The organism is Salinimicrobium marinum, from assembly GCF_014651535.1.
GTDB lineage: Bacteria > Bacteroidota > Bacteroidia > Flavobacteriales > Flavobacteriaceae > Salinimicrobium > Salinimicrobium marinum.
This window is the reverse complement of the sequence record NZ_BMXB01000002.1, coordinates 303,200-326,340: the sequence shown is the minus strand read 5'-3', so window position 1 is coordinate 326,340 and position 23,141 is coordinate 303,200. Positions and strand designations below refer to the sequence as shown.

Sequence of the window (23,141 nt, the reverse complement as noted above, 5' to 3'; positions counted from 1 at the left end):
AGTTTCTAGGTTTATACCTTCAGCTTAACTCTTTAGATTTCGCTATTTTCCTTCCGAAACCTGATTTAAATTAAATTACTTTTGCACTATGTCACAACAAATCAAAGAGCAGTCCGAAATTCTGGAAAAACTGGGAATTGAAAAATTAAATCCTATGCAGGAAGCTGCCGGGTTAGCAATTACAGAAAACCCTGAAACAATTCTACTTTCCCCAACGGGAACCGGAAAAACCCTGGCCTTTCTTTTACCGGTTTTAAAGGAGCTGGATTTGATCTGTGAAGAAGTTCAGGTTCTTATTTTGGTACCTTCCAGGGAACTGGCTATTCAGATTGAACAGGTAACCCGGGAAATGGGATCTGGCTATAAAGCCAATGCTGTTTACGGTGGACGTGCTTTTTCAAAAGATAAGATAGAATTAAATCATCCTCCCGCTATCCTGATAGGCACACCGGGCAGGGTAGCAGATCACCTTAGAAGAGGAACATTTGCAATAGATACTATTAAGGTGCTGGTATTGGATGAATTTGACAAATCTCTGGAAACAGGCTTTGAAGCCGAAATGTCTGAGATCATTGATGCTTTGCCAAACCTGGAGAAAAAGATCCTTACTTCGGCAACACAGGAAATTGAAATTCCGAAGTTTGCGAGAGTAAATGATCCTGTGACCGTTAATTTTCTGAAAGGAGGAAAGCCTCAACTCAGGATCCAAACCATAGAATCCAATTCAAAAAATAAACTGGACATCCTTCTAAAGGTTCTTTCTCAAACAGGAGATCAGCCGGGAATCATCTTCTGCAATTTCAAGGATACCATTCAGGAAGTAAGCGATTTTCTGAAAAAGAACAAAATAGCCCATGGTTGCTTTTATGGCGGAATGGAGCAAAAAGACAGGGAGAGAGCCCTAATAAAGTTCCGGAATGGAACGCACCGCCTGCTCATTGCTACAGATCTTGCCGCCCGGGGAATTGATGTACCGGAAATTGGTTTTATTATCCATTATCAGCTTCCGTTAAAGAGCGAAGAATTCACCCACAGGAATGGAAGAACAGCCAGAATGCATCAAAGCGGTACAGCCTATGTTCTAAAATGGAAAAATGAAAGCCTTCCGGAATTCATTGGAAATGATACTCTTTCTGAAGATAATTTTAAAGTTTCTGAAGGAGATATTACCAAACAACAACAAAAGGAAACCCTATTTATTTCCGGAGGAAGAAAAGATAAAATTTCAAAAGGCGATATCGCCGGACTTTTCCTGAAGCAGGGAAATTTACAGAATGAAGAGCTTGGTAATATTGAGCTAAAACAGGATTGTGCTTTTGTAGCCGTTCCTGCTGAAAAAGTACATCAGTTAATCAAAGAGCTCAATAACACGAAGCTGAAAAAGAAAAAGGTAAGAGTGACTTGGATCTAATATCTCTGTTCTTCTAAAGGAAGCGCAGCGAAGTCAAGAATCACTTTCTAGCAAAATTTTCTTTTGAAAAATGATCTGCTATAAAGAGATTCCTCCTGTCGTCGGGATGACAATTAAAAAAATTGGTTTTAAAAACTAATTACATTCTTCCCAATCGATTTTCCGGATTCCTGAAGCTTATGTGCTTCCTTAAAACTTTCAGGAGTTAGTCCTTTAAATGTTTTATTCAGTGTGGATTTGATCGATCCGTTGTTTAATAAAACAGCCAGATTTTCCAGGATCTCATGCTGTCGCTCCATATCTTCGGTCTCATACATGGCTCGGGTAAACATAAGTTCCCAGTGAATAGTAACACTTTTGTTCTTCATCATATTAAGCTCCACCGGTTTCCTGGTTTCCACAATAAGACAAATATGTCCCTGAGGTTTGATTAATTCTGCCATGGCATCCCAGTGAGCATCAGTGTCAATGAAATTAAGAATATAATCTACTTCTTCAATGCCTTCTTTCTTCACATTCTCAACAAGGTTGTGATGATCTACCACGATATCTGCACCATTATCTAAACACCATTTTTTGGTCTCTTCCCGGGATGCAGTAGCAATGACTTTTACTTTGGTAAGTGTGCTTAAGAGCTGGACACCTATAGAACCTACTCCGCCAGCTCCACCAATAACCAGAATTGTCTGATCCCAACCCTCATTTTCCCTGAACCTAAGGCGGTCAAAAATACATTCCCCGGCAGTTAAGGAAGTTAGGGGCATGGCAGCAGCTTCTTCAAAAGTTAATTTTTGAGGTTTGTGCCCCACAAGGCGCTCATCTACTACCTGATATTCGGCATTTGATCCCTGTCTATTAAGATCTCCTGCATAATAAACCTCATCTCCTTCACGAAAGTATTCGACTTCACCACCTACTGCTTCCACAATTCCGGATGCATCCCAGCCAAGGATCTTAGGCTCCTTTAGTTCTTTATCTTTTGCCGCACCTTGTCTTACTTTGTAATCGACAGGATTCACAGATACTGCTTTCACTTTAACCAGTAGATCCCGGGATCCGGGTGTGGGTTTTTCAGTTTCAAAAGCAATGAAACTTTCCTTTTCTTCAATGGGTAATGATTTCTTTATTCCTACAGCTCTCATATAATGATTTTAATTTTCAATAAAGTACAAATTATTGTCTGGAGATAAAGAATGAGGAATTATAAAATTATGCTAATGTAGCTCTGCATAGGGATCTGATGATTTTTTTAAAAAATAAGAAGGCTGTCTAAAAAGTGGTTTTTCACGTCAACCCGAACTTGTTCAGGGCTCTAAATTCTATAGAAAAGAATGAATAGATCCTGAAATAAATTTAGAATGACGATTGTAAAACTTTTAAGACAGCCTCCCTGTAAAATCTTCCAAAAAGTATCAGGAAGTTGTATCTGGATTGTTGGTCATAGTTGCATTATTTACCTCATCCCGCCAGCTGGAATGTTCCTGCATCATGGTTTCATGGTCATTTCTTATTTCCTCCTGTTCGCTCTGGATCTTATCATGATTGGTCTTCATTTCAGAAATCTGAGCTTTCATTTCATCTGTTGAAAGATTTCCGAAGTTATCTTTTAACTCTTTATGACCCTGGATCCATTCCTCATGGCCTGCTAGTATAGCTTCATGTTTTTTTAGTAACACCTCGTGTTGCGCAAGATTTTCAAATACGGTGGAATCCTGCACCTCAAGGCTGTTCATTTGCTGACTTAGTTGCTCATGCTCCTGTTTCATTTGTTCATGATTATTCTGAAACTGAGAATGAAGCTGTTCTATACTGTCATTCTGGGTCATTAAATCATCATATTCCTGTGTAAAACTACTTTTTTCGTCATTACATCCTATAAAAGCTCCCGCTACTATAGTAAAGAATAAAGCAATCTTTTTCATAATGTTCATAATTTTGAATTTATGACATAAAATTAATAGTTTAAAAATCATATTTACGGAATATTATGTTAATAAACATTTTATACTTCTTTCGAATTTTATTTTATTATAATCTCTCTTTCATTTAAGAGAAATTGGTTCAATTAAAAACGCTTAATCATGTATAACAGAATTCTATCACTAAACCTTATATACTGCTACTTAATGAGGTAATTTTATGGAAAACAATAAATAATTCACACAATAATCTTATGAGCAAACAAGCATTATTACAATCATACAACCTCAACGGGCAGGAACTTAAAAACAGAGTGGTCATGGCGCCAATGACCAGGAGCAGAGCCGCCAACCCAGGCAACGTACCAACTAAAGATTTACAGGGAAAATATTATGCACAACGAGCTTCTGCCGGGTTGATCATTTCTGAAGGTTCGCAGATCTCTGAAGAGGCGGTTGGATACGTTAATACCCCGGGCATTTATACCAGGGAACAAACAGAAGGCTGGAAAAAAGTGACTGAAAGCGTGCACAATGCCGGCGGAAAGATCTTTATACAGCTGTGGCACGTTGGGAGAATGTCTCATCCCGATTTTCATAATGGAAAAAGACCTTTAGCGCCTTCTGCTATTAATCCTGAAGCTAAATCTTTTACTCCTGATGGTTTTAAAGACACCGTGACTCCTAAGGAAATGACCCTGGAAGAGATCAAAAAAACTGTAGAAGATTTTAAAAATGCAGCAAAAAATGCCATGGAAGCGGGATTCGATGGGGTAGAGATCCATTCCTCTAACGGTTACCTGCTTCACCAGTTCTTCAATGCAACCTCAAACACGCGTACAGATGAATATGGCGGCAGCAAAGAAAACAGGGCAAAAATACTTTTTGAAGTAATAGATGCCATTAAGGAAGTCATGCCTGAGAACAAGATTGGACTACGCCTTAACCCTTCCTTACATAAGGTTTTCGGAATGACGATGGATGAAGAGACAATTCCGACTTTTGATTATATCGTAAAAAAGCTGAACGACTATGATTTGGCTTATTTACACCTTTCAGAACCTTTTACAGATGTTTCCGATCTTCCTTATGCAGAACCGGAAATTGCAAAGCGCTACCGTCCCATGTATAATGGAACGCTCATTATAAATTCTAATTTCGACCGGGAAAAAGGTAACAGGGTACTTGAAGAAGGAAATGCAGACCTGGTGGCTTACGGAAAACCATTTGTTTCAAATCCAGATCTTGTAGAACGTTTTGAACAGGATATTGAATTGACAGACTGGAATCAGGATACTTTCTATACCCCGGGAAAAGAAGGATATCTTGATTACGAGAAGAAAGCTTCCTAATAAGAGGCTATAACTACTCCAAAGAGGCAGTCAAATTAACTTTTATTTCATTATAATCTTCTGAATAATTTCAGATGGATGGAGGAAGGGGCTATTTTGGCTGCCTCTCTTTTTTACTATCAATTCATATTTTTTGCAATACCTCTACATCAGTAATTCAAATCTCTCAAATTTTCAGCCTTTAAATGCTGAATTATAAGATTTCTTCTCTCATTTTTATCACGTCCGTAAATATCTGATATTTAACACTTTCAATAGAGAGATATTCCTGATAAATCCTAAATTAGAACATCGGGAATGGCTAATTAGCAGGCTTTTTCGATGGAAATAAACTTAAAAAATTTCATGCTATGGCTATATTTCTAAAATCAGGAGAGATCAAATCCACCTTAGGTGCACTTGTAAAGTATTATATTCAGGAGTGTAACACCACCGGACAAATTCCTCAGGAATTTATTGAGTTGATCAAACATAATTTTTTAGCGAAATATGTCTATTTCAATAAAAAGGATCATGCGATAGAGGTAGGGATCAACGAAAGTAAACGGCGTACAACCTTGTATCCGGAAATAAAGATATATTCTTTTCCGCTCGATCAAACAACCGACTGGCTGGAAGAATCTTTCAAATCTGGTAAAGCAGATCTTGAATTCTATGGAAAATTGATTAATGCAAATACCGGCTATGATTCTATGGAGGTTGTGGTAGTATAAAGATAGGTTCAACCATATTATTTCTTCACCTGAAGATTTCCGGAGCTGGAAAATTTCGTAAATTCCGGAGGAACATTAAAAACTACTTATGCCTTCTCATATCCGGACTTTATCCAGTCAGCTGGAAGAAATGGAAAATTATATTCGTTATAGGGATTATCAGGATCCAAAGGTATCCAAAGCTCCGGTAGGATGGCATCTGGCACATAACCTAAAGGTCATTAACAATGTTTTGGATGCTCTCGAATTTTCCGATCCTAAGGAATTTAAAAGTTCCTTCAGCTTTATCAAAACAATGGTAATGATGACGGGGCACATTCCCCGGGGAAAAGCCAAATCTCCAAAAGTAGTTTTGCCACCGGATATCATTGAGAAGAAAAATCTGATCTTACAGCTTGAAAAAGCCCGGCAAAAAATCAGCACTTTTAACGAATTAGATAAAAATGCTTTTTTTGACCATCCTTACTTTTATAAAATGAACAAAAAAGAGTCAGGTAAATTCCTCACAATTCATACAAAGCATCATCTCAAGATCATTAAAGACATTACCACCGGGAAGAATCAATAGGAGTTATTTTCTTTGTTATTCTGTTTTTTCCAGAAATGCCTGTTTTTTTGTCTGACCATAATAATGTTTCTCATTACAGATTTTATCAGGAAATGGAAACAAAACTGCTTATGTACCATACAGCAGCATAAACAACTTTCAGCACGAAAGGGGAGTAGTACAATTTCTGAAAAGAAAACGGCTGCTTAAAATGTTTTTTTATCCACCTGAAATGTCAGGATTGAAAAAGCATTCTGAGCAGCCGTTAAACTTACTTATCTGAAAGAATTATCCTTTGAATTCCGGTGCAGGCCCTTCTTCTTTTAGATGTTTGGCGAAAAAGCCCATCATTACCTTATAAAGTTCTATGGAATTCTCTTCTTTGGCAAAACCGTGTCCTTCATCATATTTTACCATGTAAGGAACATCCACTCCTTTTTCACGTAGAGAGGAAACGATCTGATCAGATTCATCAATATTCACCCTTGGATCATTTGCTCCTTGTACTACCAGCAACGGCTTTTTGATCTTGTCAATGTGAAATACCGGAGAAACCTCTTCCATGATCACCTTTTCTTCCGGTACATTTTCATCATACCATATTTCCTTTAAGATCGTCTCATAAGGCTTCCAGTATGCAGGAATAGTGGTCATGAAAGTAAACAGATTTGACACACCCACGTAATCTACTCCACAGGCATATAGGTCGGGCGTTTTTGTAAGTCCGCGTAAAACAGCATATCCGCCATGGCTTCCGCCATAAATAGCTGCTTTATCCTTATCTACCCACTCCTGATCGATCACATATTGAAGTCCGTCTTCGACATCATCCATCGCTTTTCTTCCAATTTGCTTAAAGCCCGATTCCAGGAATTCTTTTCCGTAACCTCCGGAAATTCTAAAATTCACCTGAAGGGTAGCATAACCACGGCTCGCAAATAACTGCGCTTCGGGATTGAAGCCCCAGGAATCCCTGATTCCCTGTGGTCCGCCGTGCGGATTCACGATTACCGGTACTTTCTTTCCATCAATAGCTTCCTGTGGTAATGTTATATACCCATGAATGGTAACGCCGTCACGACTTTTGAAGGTGATTGGCTTCATTTCTGCCATATCTGCTTCTTTCAGTTGAGGCATTAAATTATAAACCAGCTGAAAAGTTCCCTCTACAGGCTCATAGGAATAATATTCCCCGTATAATCTATCACCCTGAACAAAGATCAGGTACTTACTTTCGTCATCTGTCCTGTCGGCTACCGAATAATTTTTTCCCGGAAACCTGTCTGTGATCCTGGCATGAAGTTTTTTGTAATACTCACTTACCGGTACTATTTCCTGTTTTTGCCCTTCATACGTATAGAAATCCAGTTCATAGTTTCTGTTTCTGGATTGTGAAATTCCCGAAATATCATAGTTTTCATTGGTGAAAAGAGTTTTTAACACCTTGTTTTCTTTCAGGTCATATAAAACCACTTCAGTTTTGTCACTGTCCAGGTTGGAAACCACGTAAGCTTCATGTGGATTTTCAGAAGAATAGGTGAATTTAGGCGAAAAGGTATCTTTCCAGCTAGTTTGCTTCAGAAGCTTATAATTTGTTCCGTCCACTGCATAATACATATCCATGTTCACACCATCACGTAGTTTGGAGAAGCCGCGCAATTTTCCGTCTTTATCAAAAATGTAACCCATAATAGGATTTTGAACGTCTTCGTTCTTATACAACTGCTCCAGTTCCCCTGTATTGATGTTGATCTTAAATGGTTCAAACACCTGCGCATTGTTCTTGTTCATGGAAACGATAAGGTGATCTCTGTCCTCCTTAAGTTCGTTAAGGATGCTTACCTGCACGCCATCATAAGGAGTAAGTTCCTTTTCATTGGTTCCATCAAGATCTGCCGCAAATAAATGGTAATTCTCGTTTCCACCTTTATCCATCACATAGATAAGTCTGGTTTCGTTTGCCCAGCCATAACCTCTAATGAGTTCCTCTTTTTCTTCTATAGCCCTGGTAATCTCTTCGGTGTCAATATTTTTTACATAAACATGATTTTTACCCTTGTCATCTTTTTCCCTGTAAGAAAGATATTTTCCATTTGGAGAGAATTGAAAACTTCTTGCTTTTGGTTTTGCAAAATAATCTTCTACCTGATATTTGTAATTACCGGCATCAAGACTGGCCAGTTCACTCAATTCCTCATCACTACTGGGAAGAGATGTATTTCCCGGAAGCTTATTTTCCACTTTATTTAATACCAGCGGAAATTCCTGACCGCTTTGGGCAAAGGTTCCTGTAATGGTTTCCCCATCAATTTTTCCGGCATATTTAGCGCCAATCTGGGCATAAGACATTGTTACCAGGTCCTCCTGCAGCGTCACTTCATCCATGGACAATCCAAATGCACCCTGGCTGGGACTATCCATAAGAGCAGTGTATGCCTCGCCTTCTTTTGTAATGTGGAACTTAAGGGGTAATTCCATTCCCTGTACTTCTAATTTTCCCTCCCAGGTACCGGCAATGTCCTGGGCTTTAGTAATGGTACTACTAAATAGTATAATCATAAACATTGAAATTTTTAAAATTGGATCTTTCATTTTTGGTTTTGGTTTATAGTTGGTTAGCACTTAAAAAACCGAAGTTTTCTAATGGTTTTAAAATTAGGCTTTTATTTTAGTTTTTTAGATTATGATTGCAATTTCTTCTGAAGTTCTCTGTGGAAATTACAGATGGTTTATAGTGGATCTACACCAGCACTTCGACTATTCCTCCCGTGGGTAGGGTTCAGTTTGACATGGTGCATAAAAGTTGTACTTCCTACACAAATTTACCCCATTTTATTAGCTTCAGAAAAACAGGCTTTTATCGGGATTAATGACGTAGTTTTGCCGCTTATTTAAAATAAGCATACATGAAGCGTGTAAACGAATACAAGAAACTGTTTAATGTTGAAAAGGAAATCGACCTAAAACAACTAAAAACTACCTATAGAAATCTTGTAAAAGAATGGCATCCAGATAAATTTCAGGAAGGGGATGAGCGATTTGAGGAAGCCGGCATCAAAAGTAAACAGATCATTGACGGGTATCATTTCCTGGTGAGCATTGCTCCCGAAACCAAAGCGGCTAACCTGGAAGATTATAACAGAACACTTTCTGAAGCAGCAATTGCCGACTTTCAGCATAAGGGGAATGTACTGGAAGTATCCTTTACAGATGGTACCACCTATGAATATTTTGGAGTGAACAAAGCTCTTTTTATCAAATTAATAAATTCCGACAGGCAGTTTAGATTTGCAAAAAGAAGTATTTTCAATTCTTTCCTTTACAGGAAATCCAAAAAAGATGCAGTACTGCAGGAAGCTTAAACTTTTTGTATTAAAAAACGGCCTTTTAAGTTCTTGCTTGAAAGGCTTTTTTTGTTAGATTTTGGTTGAAAATCCCGGGGAGCTATACAGTTTAGGAACGCAACTTCTGAAATTTAAACCAGGTATCGTGCAGAAACAGTTTTAGCTGCTCCTCATTCTCGCTGTCAACAATAATTTGGAAATTAGGTTCTTCCACAGCAAAATTGATGAGTTGCAGTATTTCCTCGTCAGATAGTTCCATGGTCTTCCGCATATAATCTGAGAATTGGTTACGCAGGAGAGCAATGTTATTTTCCTTTTTTTCGATCTTAATATTCCTTTTTAGGCGTTTGGTCCTTCCGTTGATGGCATTAAGAATTGGATCTATCTCTAATGAACCTCCCAAAAGCCCCAGTAGATGAATAGGTTTAAAATCCCCGGCTGTGCGGAGCCTTCTTTCATTTTCAGATAAAATTTCGACCTTTTTATCTACGATGCCCACACTGACTACATTAATGTGGGAATATTCGTTCAAGATCACTTCATCCAGTTCATTCGCATTGTCTTCCATTCGTATAAGTAATAGATCTGATTCAAAATCTTCTTCAGAAAGAAATTTTATAAAATCTCGGGTACTTACATGAGACAACACCAGCGTATCTCCTGCTCTGGCATCTATGAAAAACAGGCCCTTCTTATTGGAGACCGAAAATTTCTTTGCTGAAACGTTGTTTACATGTACGTTCTCCATCACCGAATCATTCTTCACCACCTTAGCCGTAATAAATTCCCTTTCCTGAGCATAAATGCTACAAGAAAAAATAGACAATAGAAGCAGGCAGAAGATTCTCATATATAATGGTATAGGTGGTAAAAATAATTTTATTGATTAAATTTCAGGTGTTTTATGAAAAATATTTAGCTCCAGGACAAGGTTTTTAATAAAAAACCAGGCAAACCAGCTTTTTCCGAAGAAAATTGAAAATTTTTTTCGTATATCACACGAACAATTCCTGGAAATTATTATCTGTTAGTGCTTTTCAGAATAAATGTATCTTAATCATATTAATAATTTAGTGTTTAAAGAATTCCTCGACATATTAAATTCTATTAGTCCCTTGAGCCCCGAAAGTAAACGGGTGCTTCAAAAACACCTTTCTTTTAGAACACTTTCTAAAGGGGACTATCTTCTGAATCATGGCGAAACCTGCCGGCATATATATTTTGTAAATAAAGGTTTCCTGCGTATTTTCTATTATAAGAACGGAAAAAATATAACCGAATGGTTTGCCAGGGAAAAGAATTTTTGTTTTTCCATCACCAGTTATTTTAACAAAACTCCCAGTGATCTCATTATAGAATCTATAGAAGATAGTGAGGTTATTTTTCTCTCCCGCAAAGGACTTGAAGAATTAAGGAAGTGTAATCTGGAAGTGGCTAACTTAATCATTGAATTTCTCTCCCATTCTTTAATTGCGTCCCAGAAAAGAATGGAATCTATTCAATTTGAAACTGCAAAGAAACGTTACCAGAACCTTCTTAAGGAACAACCGGAGATTATTCATCAGGTTTCGCTACACAACATAGCTACCTTTCTGGGAATCACACAGGAAACCCTTAGCAGAATAAGAGCACAGATATAATGTGTTTTTTTGATAATTGTCAAAGGAATTCATTATATAATTCGGCATATTTGAGAAAATCAAATTTCCTGAAATATGAAAAAATTGATGTTCTCCCTGTTTTTTTGTGCCCCATTTTCGTTGCTCGCACAGACAACAGATGCTGAAATAAACCAGATTGTCGATCGGCTTACTTTGGAAGAAAAAGTGTACCTGGTGATTGGCACCGGAATGGACATTCCCGGAATGACCGAAGAGAGTAATGCGCCACAAGCAGTTGTGGGAACTACAAAAGACAAAGTGGCGGGAGCTGCCGGTACAAGTTATACCAATAAAAATTTCGGATTTCCGGCGGTTGTTTTTGCCGATGGCCCTGCCGGGATCAGGATTAGTCCTGTACGCGAAGAGTTCCCCGATGAAACTTTTTATGCCACTGCTTTCCCAACAGCCACAAGCCTTTCTTCCACCTGGAATGTTGAATTGGCTAAGGAAATAGGGAGTGCTTTTGGTAGAGAAGGGAAGGAATATGGCGTTGATTTTCTGCTTGCACCTGCGCTAAATATCCACCGGCATCCATTAGGGGGACGAAATTTTGAATATTATTCTGAAGATCCTGTTTTAGCCGGAAAAATAACTGCTGCTTTTGTCAACGGAGTACAGGCTGAAGGAATTGGAGCCACCATAAAACATTTTGTGGCCAATAATTCTGAAACGAATAGGACAGAATTGAATACGGTGGTAAGCCAGCGAGCCCTTCGGGAGATTTACCTTAAAGGTTTTGAAATTGCCGTGGAAGAAAGTAACCCGTGGGCAATCATGTCGTCATACAACAAGATCAATGGCACCTATGCTTCCGAAAATGAGGAATTGCTCAACAATCTCTTAAGGGAAGAATGGGGATACGAAGGATTCGTAATGACCGACTGGTTTGCGGGTAAGGATCCTGTCGCGCAAATGAGGGCCGGAAATGATTTATTGATGCCGGGTACCAATCAGCAGGCTACAGCAATCATAAAGGCCGTTAATAATGGAGAATTACCGGAAGAAATCCTGGACAGGAATGTGAGCAATATCCTGAAACAATATTATAAAACCCCTTCATTTAAAAAGTACAAGCCAACAGGAAAGCCCGATTTGGAAGGCCATAAAAAAATTGCACGTAAAGCAGCTTCCGAAGGAATGGTACTGCTTAAAAATATAGACCAAACCCTTCCTCTGGATCAGAATGTGAAGGTTGCACTTTTTGGGGTGACCTCAGTAGAAACTATTTCGGGAGGAACGGGAAGTGGCGACGTTAACAAAGCATATATGGTGTCGGTAACCGAAGGTTTTGAAAATGCAGGTTTTGAACTTGATGGGGACCTTGTGTCAAAATACGAGTCTTATGTGAAGGAAGAACGAGCCAAGATCCCGCCAAAAGAAATGTTCTTTGAGAAAGATATTTTGGTGCCCGAAAAAACATGGACTGCAGGGGAACTGGAAACTATTGCAGAAAACAACGATGTGGCGGTTTTTACCTTCGGAAGAACTTCGGGGGAATTCCAGGACAGAGTTGTGGAAGGCGATTTTGAGCTTTCTGAAGAAGAACTACAGGTAATCAGGAATATCAGTAATGCATTTCGTTCAAAAAATAAAAAGTTTGTAGTGCTGCTGAATATTGGCGGAGTGATCGAAACCCAAAGCTGGAAAGATGCTGCCGATGCAATCCTGCTTTCATGGCAACCGGGGCAGGAAGCAGGCAATGCTATAGCCGATGTGGTTTCCGGAAAATTGAATCCTTCAGGAAAATTACCGGTTACCTTCCCTGTTTCTATTAATGATGTTGCCTCCGGAAAAAATTTCCCGGGAACTGTTCTCGATACGACAGCTCCAAAATCACAGAATCCCCTGGCCGGTGTTCCTTCCGAAGAAATTTATGAAGAAGGAATTTATGTAGGTTACCGGTATTTTGATTCCTTTGATGTGAAAACTTCCTTTCCTTTTGGCTTCGGACTTTCATACACAAATTTTGAATTTTCTGACCTGAAGGTAAACCGGGACGGGAAGGAAATCACCTTAGAACTTTCCGTTAGAAATTCCGGGGAAACCGCCGGCAAAGAAGTCGTACAATTGTACGTAAAAAGTCCTGAAGGTTCCCTGGATAAACCTGAAAAAGAGCTTAAAGCTTTTGCAAAGACAAAGAATCTTAATTCGGGAGAAACAGAGAACATTACATTGGCAGTCAATGCTGAAGATCTTGCCTATTACGATCCTGCAACAAATTCCTGGAAACTTGATGCCGGTAATTACCGTTTTATTATCGCCGGAGACTCTCAAACTCTTAAACTCGAAGAAGAACTATTTCTTGAGGAAAAAGAAGTTAAAACTACTCAAGATCTTTTTAATCCTGAAATCGCGATAGAAGAACTTACCAGAAACTAAATAAAATGATCATTTTCTGTACCCCAGACCGTCTGAAGATTTATTTTTCAGGCGGTTTTTTGTTTGGTGGATATCCGGTGAAAATCAGGCGAAATAGTTTGATTTCTAATCTTAGGAAATAGAATTCTGCACCTTGAGCTTTCAGGTTGAATAGTGACCCTGTCGGTGCCATAGGCTGTTATTTACTATTGTTTTCCTCCTGAATAATTCATTTGGTACTCATTACAAGGAATTTCCCTATTTTAGAAGCACAAGAGACTCAAATAAATATTTATGACACCTGAAGCCGGGCCGGTACCCACCAAACGAATTGCAGCCATAGATCTTGGTACGAATTCCTTTCATGCTGTTCTAGTAGATATTTATCCCGACGGGAGTTTTCGTACGATAGACAAGCTAAAGGAAATGGTCATCCTGGCAGAAAAAGGAATGGACAATCATCTTAGCGAAGATGCTATGGAAAGAGGCCTGGAAGCGTTGAAAAGGATCAAATTCCTGTGTGACAGTCAGCAAGTGGAACAAATCCTGGCCTATGCCACCAGTGCGATAAGGGAGGCCGATAACGGAGGGGATTTTATTCAGCGGATGATCGATGAAGTGGGGATCAAGGCAAGGGCAATTTCAGGAAAAATGGAGGCGGAACTCATTGGCCTTGCGGTTCGCCACAGCGTTTCCCTGGATGAAGAAATGGTGCTCATGGTGGATATTGGAGGGGGAAGCGTAGAATTTATCGTGGGAAACAGGCAGGAATTTGTACATGTCTCCAGCCTTAAACTGGGTGTGGCAAGAATGGCGGCACGATATGTCAATCAGGATCCCATTACAAAACAAGAGAAAAAAGCACTGAAGCTACATTTTAAAAAAGAACTTTCAGGGATTGCAGAAGTTCTGCAAAAATACCCGGTGAAGACGATTATTGGCTCCTCGGGAACCATGGAAAATATTGCAGCCATGATCGCCGGACAAAACACTTCTTCTGAAATACGAATCCTGAATGAACTGGTTTTTACCAGTAATGAGTTTGGTTCTTTTTATAAGGATTTTATAAAACTAACCAGCAAGGAGCGTGCGAAAATCAAGGAGCTGGAAGAGAAAAGGGTTGACATTATCAATCCCGGAATGGTACTTCTTAAATTCCTTATCAAAGAGTTTAATATTGAAAAAATAAAGATTTCTGAAGCTGCACTTCGTGACGGCATGATCCTGAATTTCATCAATACCCAAAAAGGAAAACCCGAATTGGAAATGCTTGCTCATTTTCCAGATCCTAGGAAAAGGAGCATCTATGAATTGCTTCGTAAATGTAACTGGCAGGAACAACATTCCACACATGTTACCAACATGGCGATGCAGTTATTCGATGTGCTTCGGGACGAACTGAAACTCCCCGAATCGGATCGGGAATTACTGGAATACGCCGGACTCCTGCACGATATTGGGTATCACATTTCCCACCGGAAACATCATAAACATGCCCTTTATTTGATCCGGAATTCAGATTTACGGGGATTCCGGGAAGACGAGATCAACCTGATGGCCAATGTGGCGAGATATCACCGCAGGTCAACACCTCAAAAGCGGCATCCTGCGTACAAAGAACTGGAAAAGCCGTTAAGAAAACGGGTGAAGAAGCTTTCAGCCATTTTAAGAGTTGCCGACGGACTCGACCGCAGCCACTACCAGAACGTACGGGAACTCGATATCATCAATGAAAAGGAAAAAGTAATGTTTTACATCACCACCGAAGGCGATCCCGAATTGGAAATATGGGGTGCTCTGCGGAAATCACAGCTCTTCGAAAAGGTCACCGGTAAAAAACTGGAGATCTTTGTTGTTGCGAAGGAACCTTAAAAGAGAAGGAGGGGGGTAAAAGTTTACTAAAATTTTATAGCACTTTCTAAAGGTATGGAGATAGACACAGAATCTGAAAAAAAGTCTTTCTTTTTCTGCGTATCCAGATGATTACTAAATATTTAATAGCAAAAAAATTTTATATTGGTAGTCAAATAAATCAATGATGCAGCATTAACAAATCCAACCGAATAGCCTCGTAACTATAAATCTATTTTTCACCACCCGTGATCAAAAGTATAATTTAAAACTAAAACAGACGGTTTCCAAATCACCATAATATATGGATTACTCTTTTTTTTCAGGATTAATACAAAATGTTGCATTGCTCCTGGTTTTTAGTTTTTTATATGCTACCCGGTGGATTGATTCTACTCATTCTAAAAAATTGATGCCCAATATTTTTGCAGGTGTTATTGTTGGGGGTATTGGAATTTTGCTAATGTTTACCCCATGGACTTATCAGCCGGGGCATTATTTTGATCTACGTTCGATTTTACTGGCAATAGCAGGCTTATATCTGGGGGCCGTACCTACTATAATAGCCATTTTAATTACAGCAGGTTACCGCTTGTTTGTTGGTGGGAATTTTGTAGTAACAGGAGTCGGTCTCATTATAATATCCGGTTTGCTGGGGATAGGATGGCGATATATTCAACAAAGACGAGGGGGCAAAAACAGCATAGTTTCGTTATATCTTTTTGGAGTGGTAGTACATGTGTGTATGATGCTCCTGCCCATATTGTTTCCCGCAGATGGATCCCTGGATGTTAAATTTATGGCTTTGCCAGTAATAATTATCTATCCTGTCATCACAGTATTGCTCGGAGCTTTGATGAACAGGCAACTGGAAAATTGGAAAAACCGAAAAGCACAGGAAAGATTATATGAATCGGAACAGCGGTTTACCAAAATGATGCTCAATATTAATATGGTCTTTATTAATATTGATCTGAACAATACAATCACATTTTGTAATAAATATTTGCTTTCCATTACTGGTTATACAGAGGAAGAACTAATAGGGAAAAATACTGTGGACATTTTTTTTCCTGTAGATGAAAAAGAAAACACAGTGGAAGGGCTAAGGCAATTATTTAAAAACAAAGAAGATATACATCATTTTGAAAGTAAGATTCTCACCAAGGATCAAAGAGAATTGTTTATCTCCTGGCACAACTCCATTATAGTGGATGATTTTGGAAAAGTAAAGGGTATAGCCAGTTTAGGAGAGAATATTACAGAGAAAATAGCAACATTAGAAAAACTGAAAGAAGCTAAGGAAAAAGCAGAAGAAAGTAACCGCTTAAAGAGTGTTTTCCTCCAAAATATAAGTCACGAAGTTCGTACCCCGTTGAATGCTATTATGGGAGCAATTAGCCTTTTAAAATTACCATCTGTAGATAAGCAGATGCGTGAAAAATATTATGAAGTATTAGAATTGAGTGGTGCCCGTTTGTTATCCACAGTGAATGATTTAATAGACATTTCACAGGTAGAAACCCAACAAATAAAAGTTAACAAAACAAATTTTAATCTTTCTCAGATATTAGCCAATCATGTAAATGTTGCCACTCCAATAGCAGGAAAAAAAAATAATAAAATCATGTGTACCAGCAAGTATTTTCATACTCAAACGGTCCTGCATACAGATAAAGAAATGCTGAGCAGCATTTTCATCAATTTGTTGAGCAATGCCAACAAATTTACTACAGACGGAACAATAGAAATTGGAAGTCGTGATGAACAGGGTGATATTGTATTCTATATAAAGGATAACGGTATAGGAATTCCAGAAAATAGACTGGAGGTAATATTTGACAGATTTGTACAGGCAGACTCCAGTTTGAGTCGGCCACATGAAGGTTCAGGTTTGGGGTTATCAATAGCCCGGGCTTATGCAAAGATGCTTGGTGGTGAGTTATGGGTGGAATCTGAAGAGAGGAAGGGCAGCACCTTCTTTTTTAATATTCCAAAGGATGAAGTCACTCTTGCAACATCTGGTACAAGTAAAGAGGAAAGTGAAGTATTACTGCTGCCAAACCAAAAAATCCTGATTGCTGAAGATGACAAACTAAATTATTTAATTCTGAAAAAAATCATCGAAAATATGGGAGTAACCAATATTTTACATGCAAAGAACGGAGAAGGTGCAGTTGAAATGGTGCGTGATGACAAAGAAATTTCTCTGGTATTAATGGACATAAAAATGCCAAAAATGAGTGGAGAGGAAGCAACTTTACAAATAAGAACTTTTAACCCGACTATTCCCATTATTGCCCAAACCGCTTTCGCCATGCCTGGCGATCGGGAGAGATTTATTGAAATTGGATGTAATGACTACATCCCAAAGCCCATAGATAAAAAAGTATTAATAAAATTATTACATAAATATCTTAATCCCAGTAGTAAGGACTTTACCAGAACATTATAATCATTTAACGTTAATGAAAAAGTTGATTTTGATCATTTTACCGCTTCTTATTTTTTCCTGCAAAAATCCTGCAGCTTCTTTAGTTGTTACAGAAGCGGAAGCCACTAACTTTGATTGGCTATTAGGTAATTGGAGAAGAACTAACGAACAGGAGGACAGGGAAACTTTTGAATCCTGGTCTAAAAAGAATAAGACGGAATACCATGGATTTGGATATACGCTGCAGAATAATGATACCATCTGGAAAGAAACTATAAACTTAGTTGAATTGAATGGTATTTGGAGATTTGAAGTAGCAGGAAAAGGAGAAACAAAACCAACAGTTTTTAAACTGACTAAATTCGGGAAAGAAGAATTTATCTGTGAAAATCCCGAGAATGAATTTCCGAAACTCATTCAGTACTACAAAGAAGCTGACAATTTGAAAGCCATGATTACTGATGAAGAAATGAAAATTTCCTTTAATTTTAAAAAGATCCATAGCCTGAAAAAAAAATAACTTTTATTCAGGCATAAATCCTAATCAATGAGCAAACTTCTTTTTTGAAAGAAACTAGATCTGAATTCAGCATATTGCAGAAAATATTTGAGATAATCACTGAGAGAATACAGAAGAGCTAATCTGCTATAACCTTAAACAAGCCGCGTTGGACTAATATTTCCATACATCCACATTTGAACTATAATTTATATTATGTAAAATAGAAAATTTGAGGATTCCCTGGCTTGACTGTTTTTACCCTTTCCTGAGATTATCTTGATAATATCTTAATTCCCCTACTTTTAATTTAATTTTCTTTTTTAAACTTCTCAGGCAGATCCACTATATCACCTCTATAAGAAATACTGTTTCGTTGTGAGCTGTTTACCGTAGTATGAGCATTTCCGTTGGAGTAAACCATAATCCTGAAATCGAGATTTTCATTATCCTGAGTAGTTTCAAAACTAATTTCTATATTTCGGTTTTCATTTTCAACAATCTCGAGATTCTTTACAGGTCCTATGTACTTCAGGCCGCCTTCGGTATTATATCCACCTCCCATATGTCTTACTCCAAAATACGGCAGGAATAGATCTATACTGTCCTTCTGAAATCTAATGGAGTTTGGATTCCCAATCAGGTTAATATTGCCACCACCCAGGGGCAACGCCCATTCATGTTCTACCTGGAATTCCCTGCTTTCTACCAATTCCCTGATTTCCTCATATTTGGATCTATTATCTGAAGAATCTGTTGCTCGATTACTGCCACATGATACAAGCAACAGCATCAGGATTGGTAAAAAACCCCAAACATAATATCCTGATCTTTTATTCAATGATTTATTGATAATTTTCATTTTCCTGTACTATTCTTTCTTGAGATATATCAGCAAATTTCAGCCCAAAAATTCTCACACTATCACCCTTCAATACAAAGCTTCACTTTTTTGAAATTTACACCAGTCCCCTATTTCCTTGCACAAAAATTAACTGCTTCCTCATGCTAAAGTATTGTAAATATAAACATTACAGGATCATAAATTCCAGGTAGAGATGAAATTTTAAGATAAAATTGGAACAAAATAAATTGAAAAATAGCATTTTAAAGTAAATCATGCAACCAGATGAATCTGGCTTAAGTACTAATTAAAATAAATAATTATGCAAATCAAAAATGTAACTGTTTACGGCTCCGGAGTTTTAGGAGCACAAATTGCCTATCAGGCAGCTTATCATAATTTTTCTGTCATCATCTATGATCTTAATGAAGAACTTCTGGAGAAAGCCAGAAAAAAATTCTCCGGCATCGGCGGTCGGTTTATAGAAGATCTGAATGCACCAAAGGATGCTGTTAAGGCTGCTTACGGGCGAATCTCTTACTCCACCGATGTGGAAGAGGCCGTAAAAGATGCCGATCTTGCTATAGAGGCAATTCCCGAGAATGTTGAGATCAAAAAAGAATTCTATACTAAACTGGGTAAACTGGCACCCGAAAAGACAATTTTTGCCACCAACTCTTCTACGCTTCTTCCCAGCCAATTTGCTAATGAAACCGGACGTCCCGAACGTTTCCTTGCACTACATTTTGCAAATGAAATCTGGAAACAAAATACTGCCGAAGTAATGGGACACCCGGGAACCGATCCTCAAATTTTCGAAACAGTAGCCCAGTTTGCCAAAGATATCGGAATGGTGGTCATCCCTGTGAAAAAAGAACAACCGGGATATGTGCTTAATTCCCTGCTTGTACCACTTCTCAACGCCGGACTCTTCCTTTACGCCAATGAAGTAGCCGATTTCCAAACAGTAGACAAAACCTGGATGGTCGCTACCGGCGCGCCAAAGGGTCCTTTTGCGATCTTTGATATCGTTGGGTTAAATACCGCGTATAATATTACCAAAGCCAATCCCGATCCAAAGGCACAAAAGGCTGCCGTAATGTTGAAAGAACGCTTTATTGATAAAGGAAAACTGGGAGTTGCAACAGGAGAAGGTTTTTATAATTATCCGAACCCGGAATACGAAAAGGAAGATTTCTTGAAATAATCTGTTTTCAAACATATATTTAGAGGCTGTTTAAAAAGCATTTTTTCGTCAATTAATTTGCTTCAGGGTCTTATTACTTATGGAAATCAGTAGAATAAGATTCTGAAATAGATTCAGAATGAAGATTTTAAAGCTTTTTACATAGCCTCATTGTTTATAATGTTTTGAACTTGTAAATCAGTGAATGCAATAAAACAAAAGCCCTTCCGGAAATTTTTCCGGAGGGGCTCCAACAATCAAACTTTAAACTAACTACTTTACTTTATTTGATTTTGTTCATTTTCACTGGTTACTGTATTCTCATCTACAGCATTTACATCTTTATTACTCAGTTTTTCTTTGAATTCATTAATGATTCCACCTTTAAGAAGGATCTGGATCTGCCGATCACTTAGGGAATGTTTAACTTCAAATTCTACTGGGTCTGCACCTTTTTCAGCTTTCTGAACTCTCACCCGAATATTGTTTCGGTTTCTGATATCTTCAGTAAGATTTGTAAAACTTACTACATCTCCCTGTTCTATTTTATCATAATCGTTTATGTCTATAAAATCCAGTGGTATGATTCCGAAGTTCACAAGATTCTGCCATGCGATCCTGGCATAAGAATTTGCAATTACGGCAACCTGTCCAAGATATTTTGGTGCGAGTGCGGCGTGTTCACGACTTGATCCCTGGGCATAATTGTCTTTTGCAACTACGATGTGTCCGCCAAAATCTTTCTTCGCCTGCTGGGCACGTTCGTAAAAGGAGTCATCGATGACTGAATAGGAGAATTTACTAATTTCAGGAAGGTTACTCCTGAAAGGCAACACTTCCGCCCCTGCCCTTAGAATTTCATCTGTGGATATATTATCCCCCATTTTAAGCAATACCGGAACATCATAAGAATCCATTAAAGGCTCTATAGTCGGTAAGGTCTTGATATTCGGACCTTTTTTAAGTTCCACATGCGAAGTATCTTCCGGTGGAGCGACCAGCATCATGGTATTGATAAGTTCTTTCTCCGGATATTCATATCTCGGATACTTCATCCCGTACAATTTCTCCAGATCCCGAGGATCTGTAATCTTTCCAGTAAGTGCTGAAGCCGCAGCCGTTTCCGGACTACACAAATGCACCTGGTCATCTTCTGTACCCGATCTACTCGGGAAGTTACGCGGCATGGTCCTTAAACTAATGGTTCCTGAAGCCGGAGCCTGTCCCATTCCTATACATCCCATACAACCGGACTGGTGGAAACGTGCTCCTGCAGCAATAAGTTTTTCAAATCCTTTATTGGCGATCAAATTCTGAATCACCTGTCGGGAAGTTGGATTGATATCAAAGGAAACCTCTTCCCTGGTGGCTTTTCCATCTACGATGGCACCTGCCACCCAGAAATCACGAACTCCAGGGTTTGCCGAGGAACCAATCACTACCTGGCCTATCTCCTTCCCTGCCACTTCACTCACGGGAACTACATTTCCGGGGCTGGTAGGCAAGGCTATTAAAGGCACAAGATCATCAAGAATAATTTCATCTTCCAGATCGTAGGTACAACCTTCATCGGGCAATAATTCTGTCCAATCCTCTTCCCTTTCCTGAGATCTCAGGTATTTCTTTGTTTCTTCATCACTGGGAAAAACAGTAGTGGTGGCACCAAGCTCCGCTCCCATATTGGCAATCACGTGCCGGTCCATCGCACTTAATTCTTTCAATCCTTCCCCGTAGTATTCAATTACTTTTCCCACGCCACCTTTTACATCATACCTTCTCAGCATTTCAAGGATCACATCTTTTGCACTTACCCAATCGGGCATCTTTCCTGTGAGCTTTACACCCATTACCTGTGGCATTTTCACGAAATAAGGCTGTCCTGCAATGGCTGCTGCGACATCCAGTCCTCCTGTACCAATGGCCAGCATTCCCAGAGATCCGGCAGATGGGGTATGGCTATCAGACCCTACCATGGTTTTTCCGGGCTTTCCAAAACGCTCCATATGTACGGGGTGACTCACTCCATTTCCTGGGCGACTGTACCAGATTCCGAATTTTTGTGAAGCCGAAAGTAAAAACGCATGGTCATCTGCATTTTTAAAATCTGTTTGTAATAAATTGTGATCAACGTATTGTACGGCAACTTCTGTCTTGGCTCTGTCAAGGCCCATTGCTTCTAATTCCAGCTGTACCAATGTTCCGGTTGCATCCTGCAAAAGTGCCTGGTCTATTTTTATTCCTATTTCTTTTCCGGGGGTCATCTCCCCTTTGATCAAATGACTTTTGATCAATTTTTGAGTGACATTCAATTTTGACATAGTTGGTTTATTTTATCCTTTAAATTAAAAATTCTTAAGCGATTAGTAGATGTGTTTAACAATATCTTATATCTTATTGTCCCTGACAAAGCTTAATTTGAAAAAATTAATTTCAGCAAATAAATGCCCCTACTATGAATCCCTTTATCAGAAAAGCTTTTTTGGGTGGTTTTGTTTCTGCATTGATTATGGGTATCGGCACCTATTTCCTGGGTGCCCTCTCGGGATTTGAAGCTATGGAATTATTTTCCACCTCCCTTTCCGGAATCAACACCTTGTGCAATACGGTTATCCTTGGTTCTTCCACGATCCTGGCACTAATGCTTACCCTGCTCAGCCTTAGCCGGGCAGCACATTCCAAATTAAATAAGGAACATTATCATAGGGTGCTTACCCTTGCCAAAGCAGTTTCAATTGTTATCATAACCTCTGTCATAACGTTGTTACTGCTCAACCTCCCAATTACCGAAAGTTCTGGTGTACCTCGATCCTGGTACAGTGCCATTTACTACATAAGTCTTGCAATGGCAGCTATTATAGGGGGCGGATTCATTGCTGTGGTGACCATGCTTTACAGCACTATAGCAAATGTAATTCTAATTGTAGGTTACCGTATGGAGGACCATCCTTTAGTAGATTCGGAGGATGTGGATAAGGCTAATAAAGAACAGCAAGAGCAGGAAAATGAGTAATAGATTCTGAAG

Annotated in this window: 18 protein-coding genes; 12 read left to right on the top strand and 6 right to left on the bottom strand. The window is 38.8% G+C overall.

Annotated elements, in window-relative coordinates; translation table 11 throughout:
• The first annotated feature begins 88 nt into the window (after positions 1-88).
• Entirely contained in the window at positions 89-1,411 is a 1,323-nt protein-coding gene (locus tag IE056_RS05425; protein ID WP_189603667.1) for a DEAD/DEAH box helicase, read from the top strand.
• A 128-nt stretch (positions 1,412-1,539) separates the two neighbouring features.
• Here IE056_RS05425 and IE056_RS05420 read toward each other — a convergent pair whose 3' ends face one another.
• Complete coding sequence (locus IE056_RS05420; RefSeq protein ID WP_189603666.1) at positions 1,540-2,553, bottom strand: zinc-binding alcohol dehydrogenase family protein; 1,014 nt, start codon at positions 2,551-2,553, stop codon at positions 1,540-1,542.
• Positions 2,554-2,823: 270 nt separating this feature from the next.
• Entirely contained in the window at positions 2,824-3,333 is a 510-nt protein-coding gene (locus tag IE056_RS05415) for a hypothetical protein (protein WP_189603665.1), read from the bottom strand.
• Positions 3,334-3,584: 251 nt separating this feature from the next.
• Between IE056_RS05415 and IE056_RS05410 the strand changes: the two genes are divergently transcribed.
• The 3 genes from IE056_RS05410 (at position 3,585) to IE056_RS05400 (ending at position 5,963) form a co-directional block, all read left to right on the top strand.
• On the top strand, positions 3,585-4,682 hold the full coding sequence (locus IE056_RS05410) for an alkene reductase (RefSeq protein WP_189603664.1): 1,098 nt from the start codon (positions 3,585-3,587) through the stop codon (positions 4,680-4,682).
• A gap of 350 nt (positions 4,683-5,032) precedes the next feature.
• On the top strand, positions 5,033-5,395 hold the full coding sequence (locus IE056_RS05405) for a hypothetical protein (RefSeq protein ID WP_189603663.1): 363 nt from the start codon (positions 5,033-5,035) through the stop codon (positions 5,393-5,395).
• 88 nt (positions 5,396-5,483) lie between these two features.
• Positions 5,484-5,963, top strand: a complete 480-nt coding sequence (locus IE056_RS05400; RefSeq protein ID WP_189603662.1) for a DUF1569 domain-containing protein — start codon at positions 5,484-5,486, stop codon at positions 5,961-5,963.
• 267 nt (positions 5,964-6,230) lie between these two features.
• Here IE056_RS05400 and IE056_RS05395 read toward each other — a convergent pair whose 3' ends face one another.
• Positions 6,231-8,501 (bottom strand): S9 family peptidase, encoded by a 2,271-nt coding sequence (locus IE056_RS05395; protein ID WP_229793662.1) that lies wholly within the window; start codon positions 8,499-8,501, stop codon positions 6,231-6,233.
• A 347-nt stretch (positions 8,502-8,848) separates the two neighbouring features.
• Here IE056_RS05395 and IE056_RS05390 point away from each other — a divergent pair, with 347 nt between their 5' ends.
• Entirely contained in the window at positions 8,849-9,304 is a 456-nt protein-coding gene (locus tag IE056_RS05390) for a KTSC domain-containing protein (RefSeq protein WP_189603660.1), read from the top strand.
• Positions 9,305-9,395: 91 nt separating this feature from the next.
• Here the strand turns inward: IE056_RS05390 and IE056_RS05385 are convergent, their stop codons facing one another.
• Positions 9,396-10,136: a hypothetical protein gene (locus tag IE056_RS05385; RefSeq protein ID WP_189603659.1), complete on the bottom strand. Its 741-nt coding sequence runs from the start codon at positions 10,134-10,136 to the stop codon at positions 9,396-9,398.
• Between the two features lie 223 nt (positions 10,137-10,359).
• Here IE056_RS05385 and IE056_RS05380 point away from each other — a divergent pair, with 223 nt between their 5' ends.
• The 5 genes from IE056_RS05380 to IE056_RS05360 all read left to right on the top strand — a co-directional run bounded on the left by IE056_RS05380 (position 10,360) and on the right by IE056_RS05360 (position 18,110).
• Entirely contained in the window at positions 10,360-10,926 is a 567-nt protein-coding gene (locus tag IE056_RS05380; protein WP_189603658.1) for a Crp/Fnr family transcriptional regulator, read from the top strand.
• Between the two features lie 75 nt (positions 10,927-11,001).
• On the top strand, positions 11,002-13,326 hold the full coding sequence (locus IE056_RS05375) for a beta-glucosidase family protein (protein ID WP_189603657.1): 2,325 nt from the start codon (positions 11,002-11,004) through the stop codon (positions 13,324-13,326).
• Between the two features lie 273 nt (positions 13,327-13,599).
• Positions 13,600-15,177, top strand: a complete 1,578-nt coding sequence (locus IE056_RS05370; protein WP_189603656.1) for a Ppx/GppA phosphatase family protein — start codon at positions 13,600-13,602, stop codon at positions 15,175-15,177.
• 283 nt (positions 15,178-15,460) lie between these two features.
• Positions 15,461-17,611, top strand: coding sequence for an ATP-binding protein (locus tag IE056_RS05365; protein WP_189603655.1), 2,151 nt, complete (start codon positions 15,461-15,463; stop codon positions 17,609-17,611).
• Between the two features lie 13 nt (positions 17,612-17,624).
• Positions 17,625-18,110 (top strand): DUF6265 family protein, encoded by a 486-nt coding sequence (locus IE056_RS05360; protein ID WP_189603654.1) that lies wholly within the window; start codon positions 17,625-17,627, stop codon positions 18,108-18,110.
• Positions 18,111-18,399: 289 nt separating this feature from the next.
• Here the strand turns inward: IE056_RS05360 and IE056_RS05355 are convergent, their stop codons facing one another.
• Positions 18,400-18,951 carry a DUF4251 domain-containing protein gene (locus IE056_RS05355; protein ID WP_189603653.1) on the bottom strand — a complete coding sequence of 184 codons (552 nt, stop codon included), beginning with the start codon at positions 18,949-18,951 and terminating at the stop codon, positions 18,400-18,402.
• Between the two features lie 304 nt (positions 18,952-19,255).
• Between IE056_RS05355 and IE056_RS05350 the strand changes: the two genes are divergently transcribed.
• Positions 19,256-20,140 carry a 3-hydroxyacyl-CoA dehydrogenase gene (locus IE056_RS05350; RefSeq protein WP_189603652.1) on the top strand — a complete coding sequence of 295 codons (885 nt, stop codon included), beginning with the start codon at positions 19,256-19,258 and terminating at the stop codon, positions 20,138-20,140.
• A gap of 257 nt (positions 20,141-20,397) precedes the next feature.
• Here IE056_RS05350 and IE056_RS05345 read toward each other — a convergent pair whose 3' ends face one another.
• Positions 20,398-22,437, bottom strand: a complete 2,040-nt coding sequence (locus IE056_RS05345; protein WP_189603651.1) for an aconitate hydratase — start codon at positions 22,435-22,437, stop codon at positions 20,398-20,400.
• A gap of 134 nt (positions 22,438-22,571) precedes the next feature.
• Here IE056_RS05345 and IE056_RS05340 point away from each other — a divergent pair, with 134 nt between their 5' ends.
• A complete protein-coding gene (locus IE056_RS05340) occupies positions 22,572-23,129 on the top strand; it encodes a hypothetical protein (protein WP_189603650.1) in 558 nt (185 codons plus the stop codon).
• The last annotated feature ends 12 nt before the right edge of the window (positions 23,130-23,141 follow it).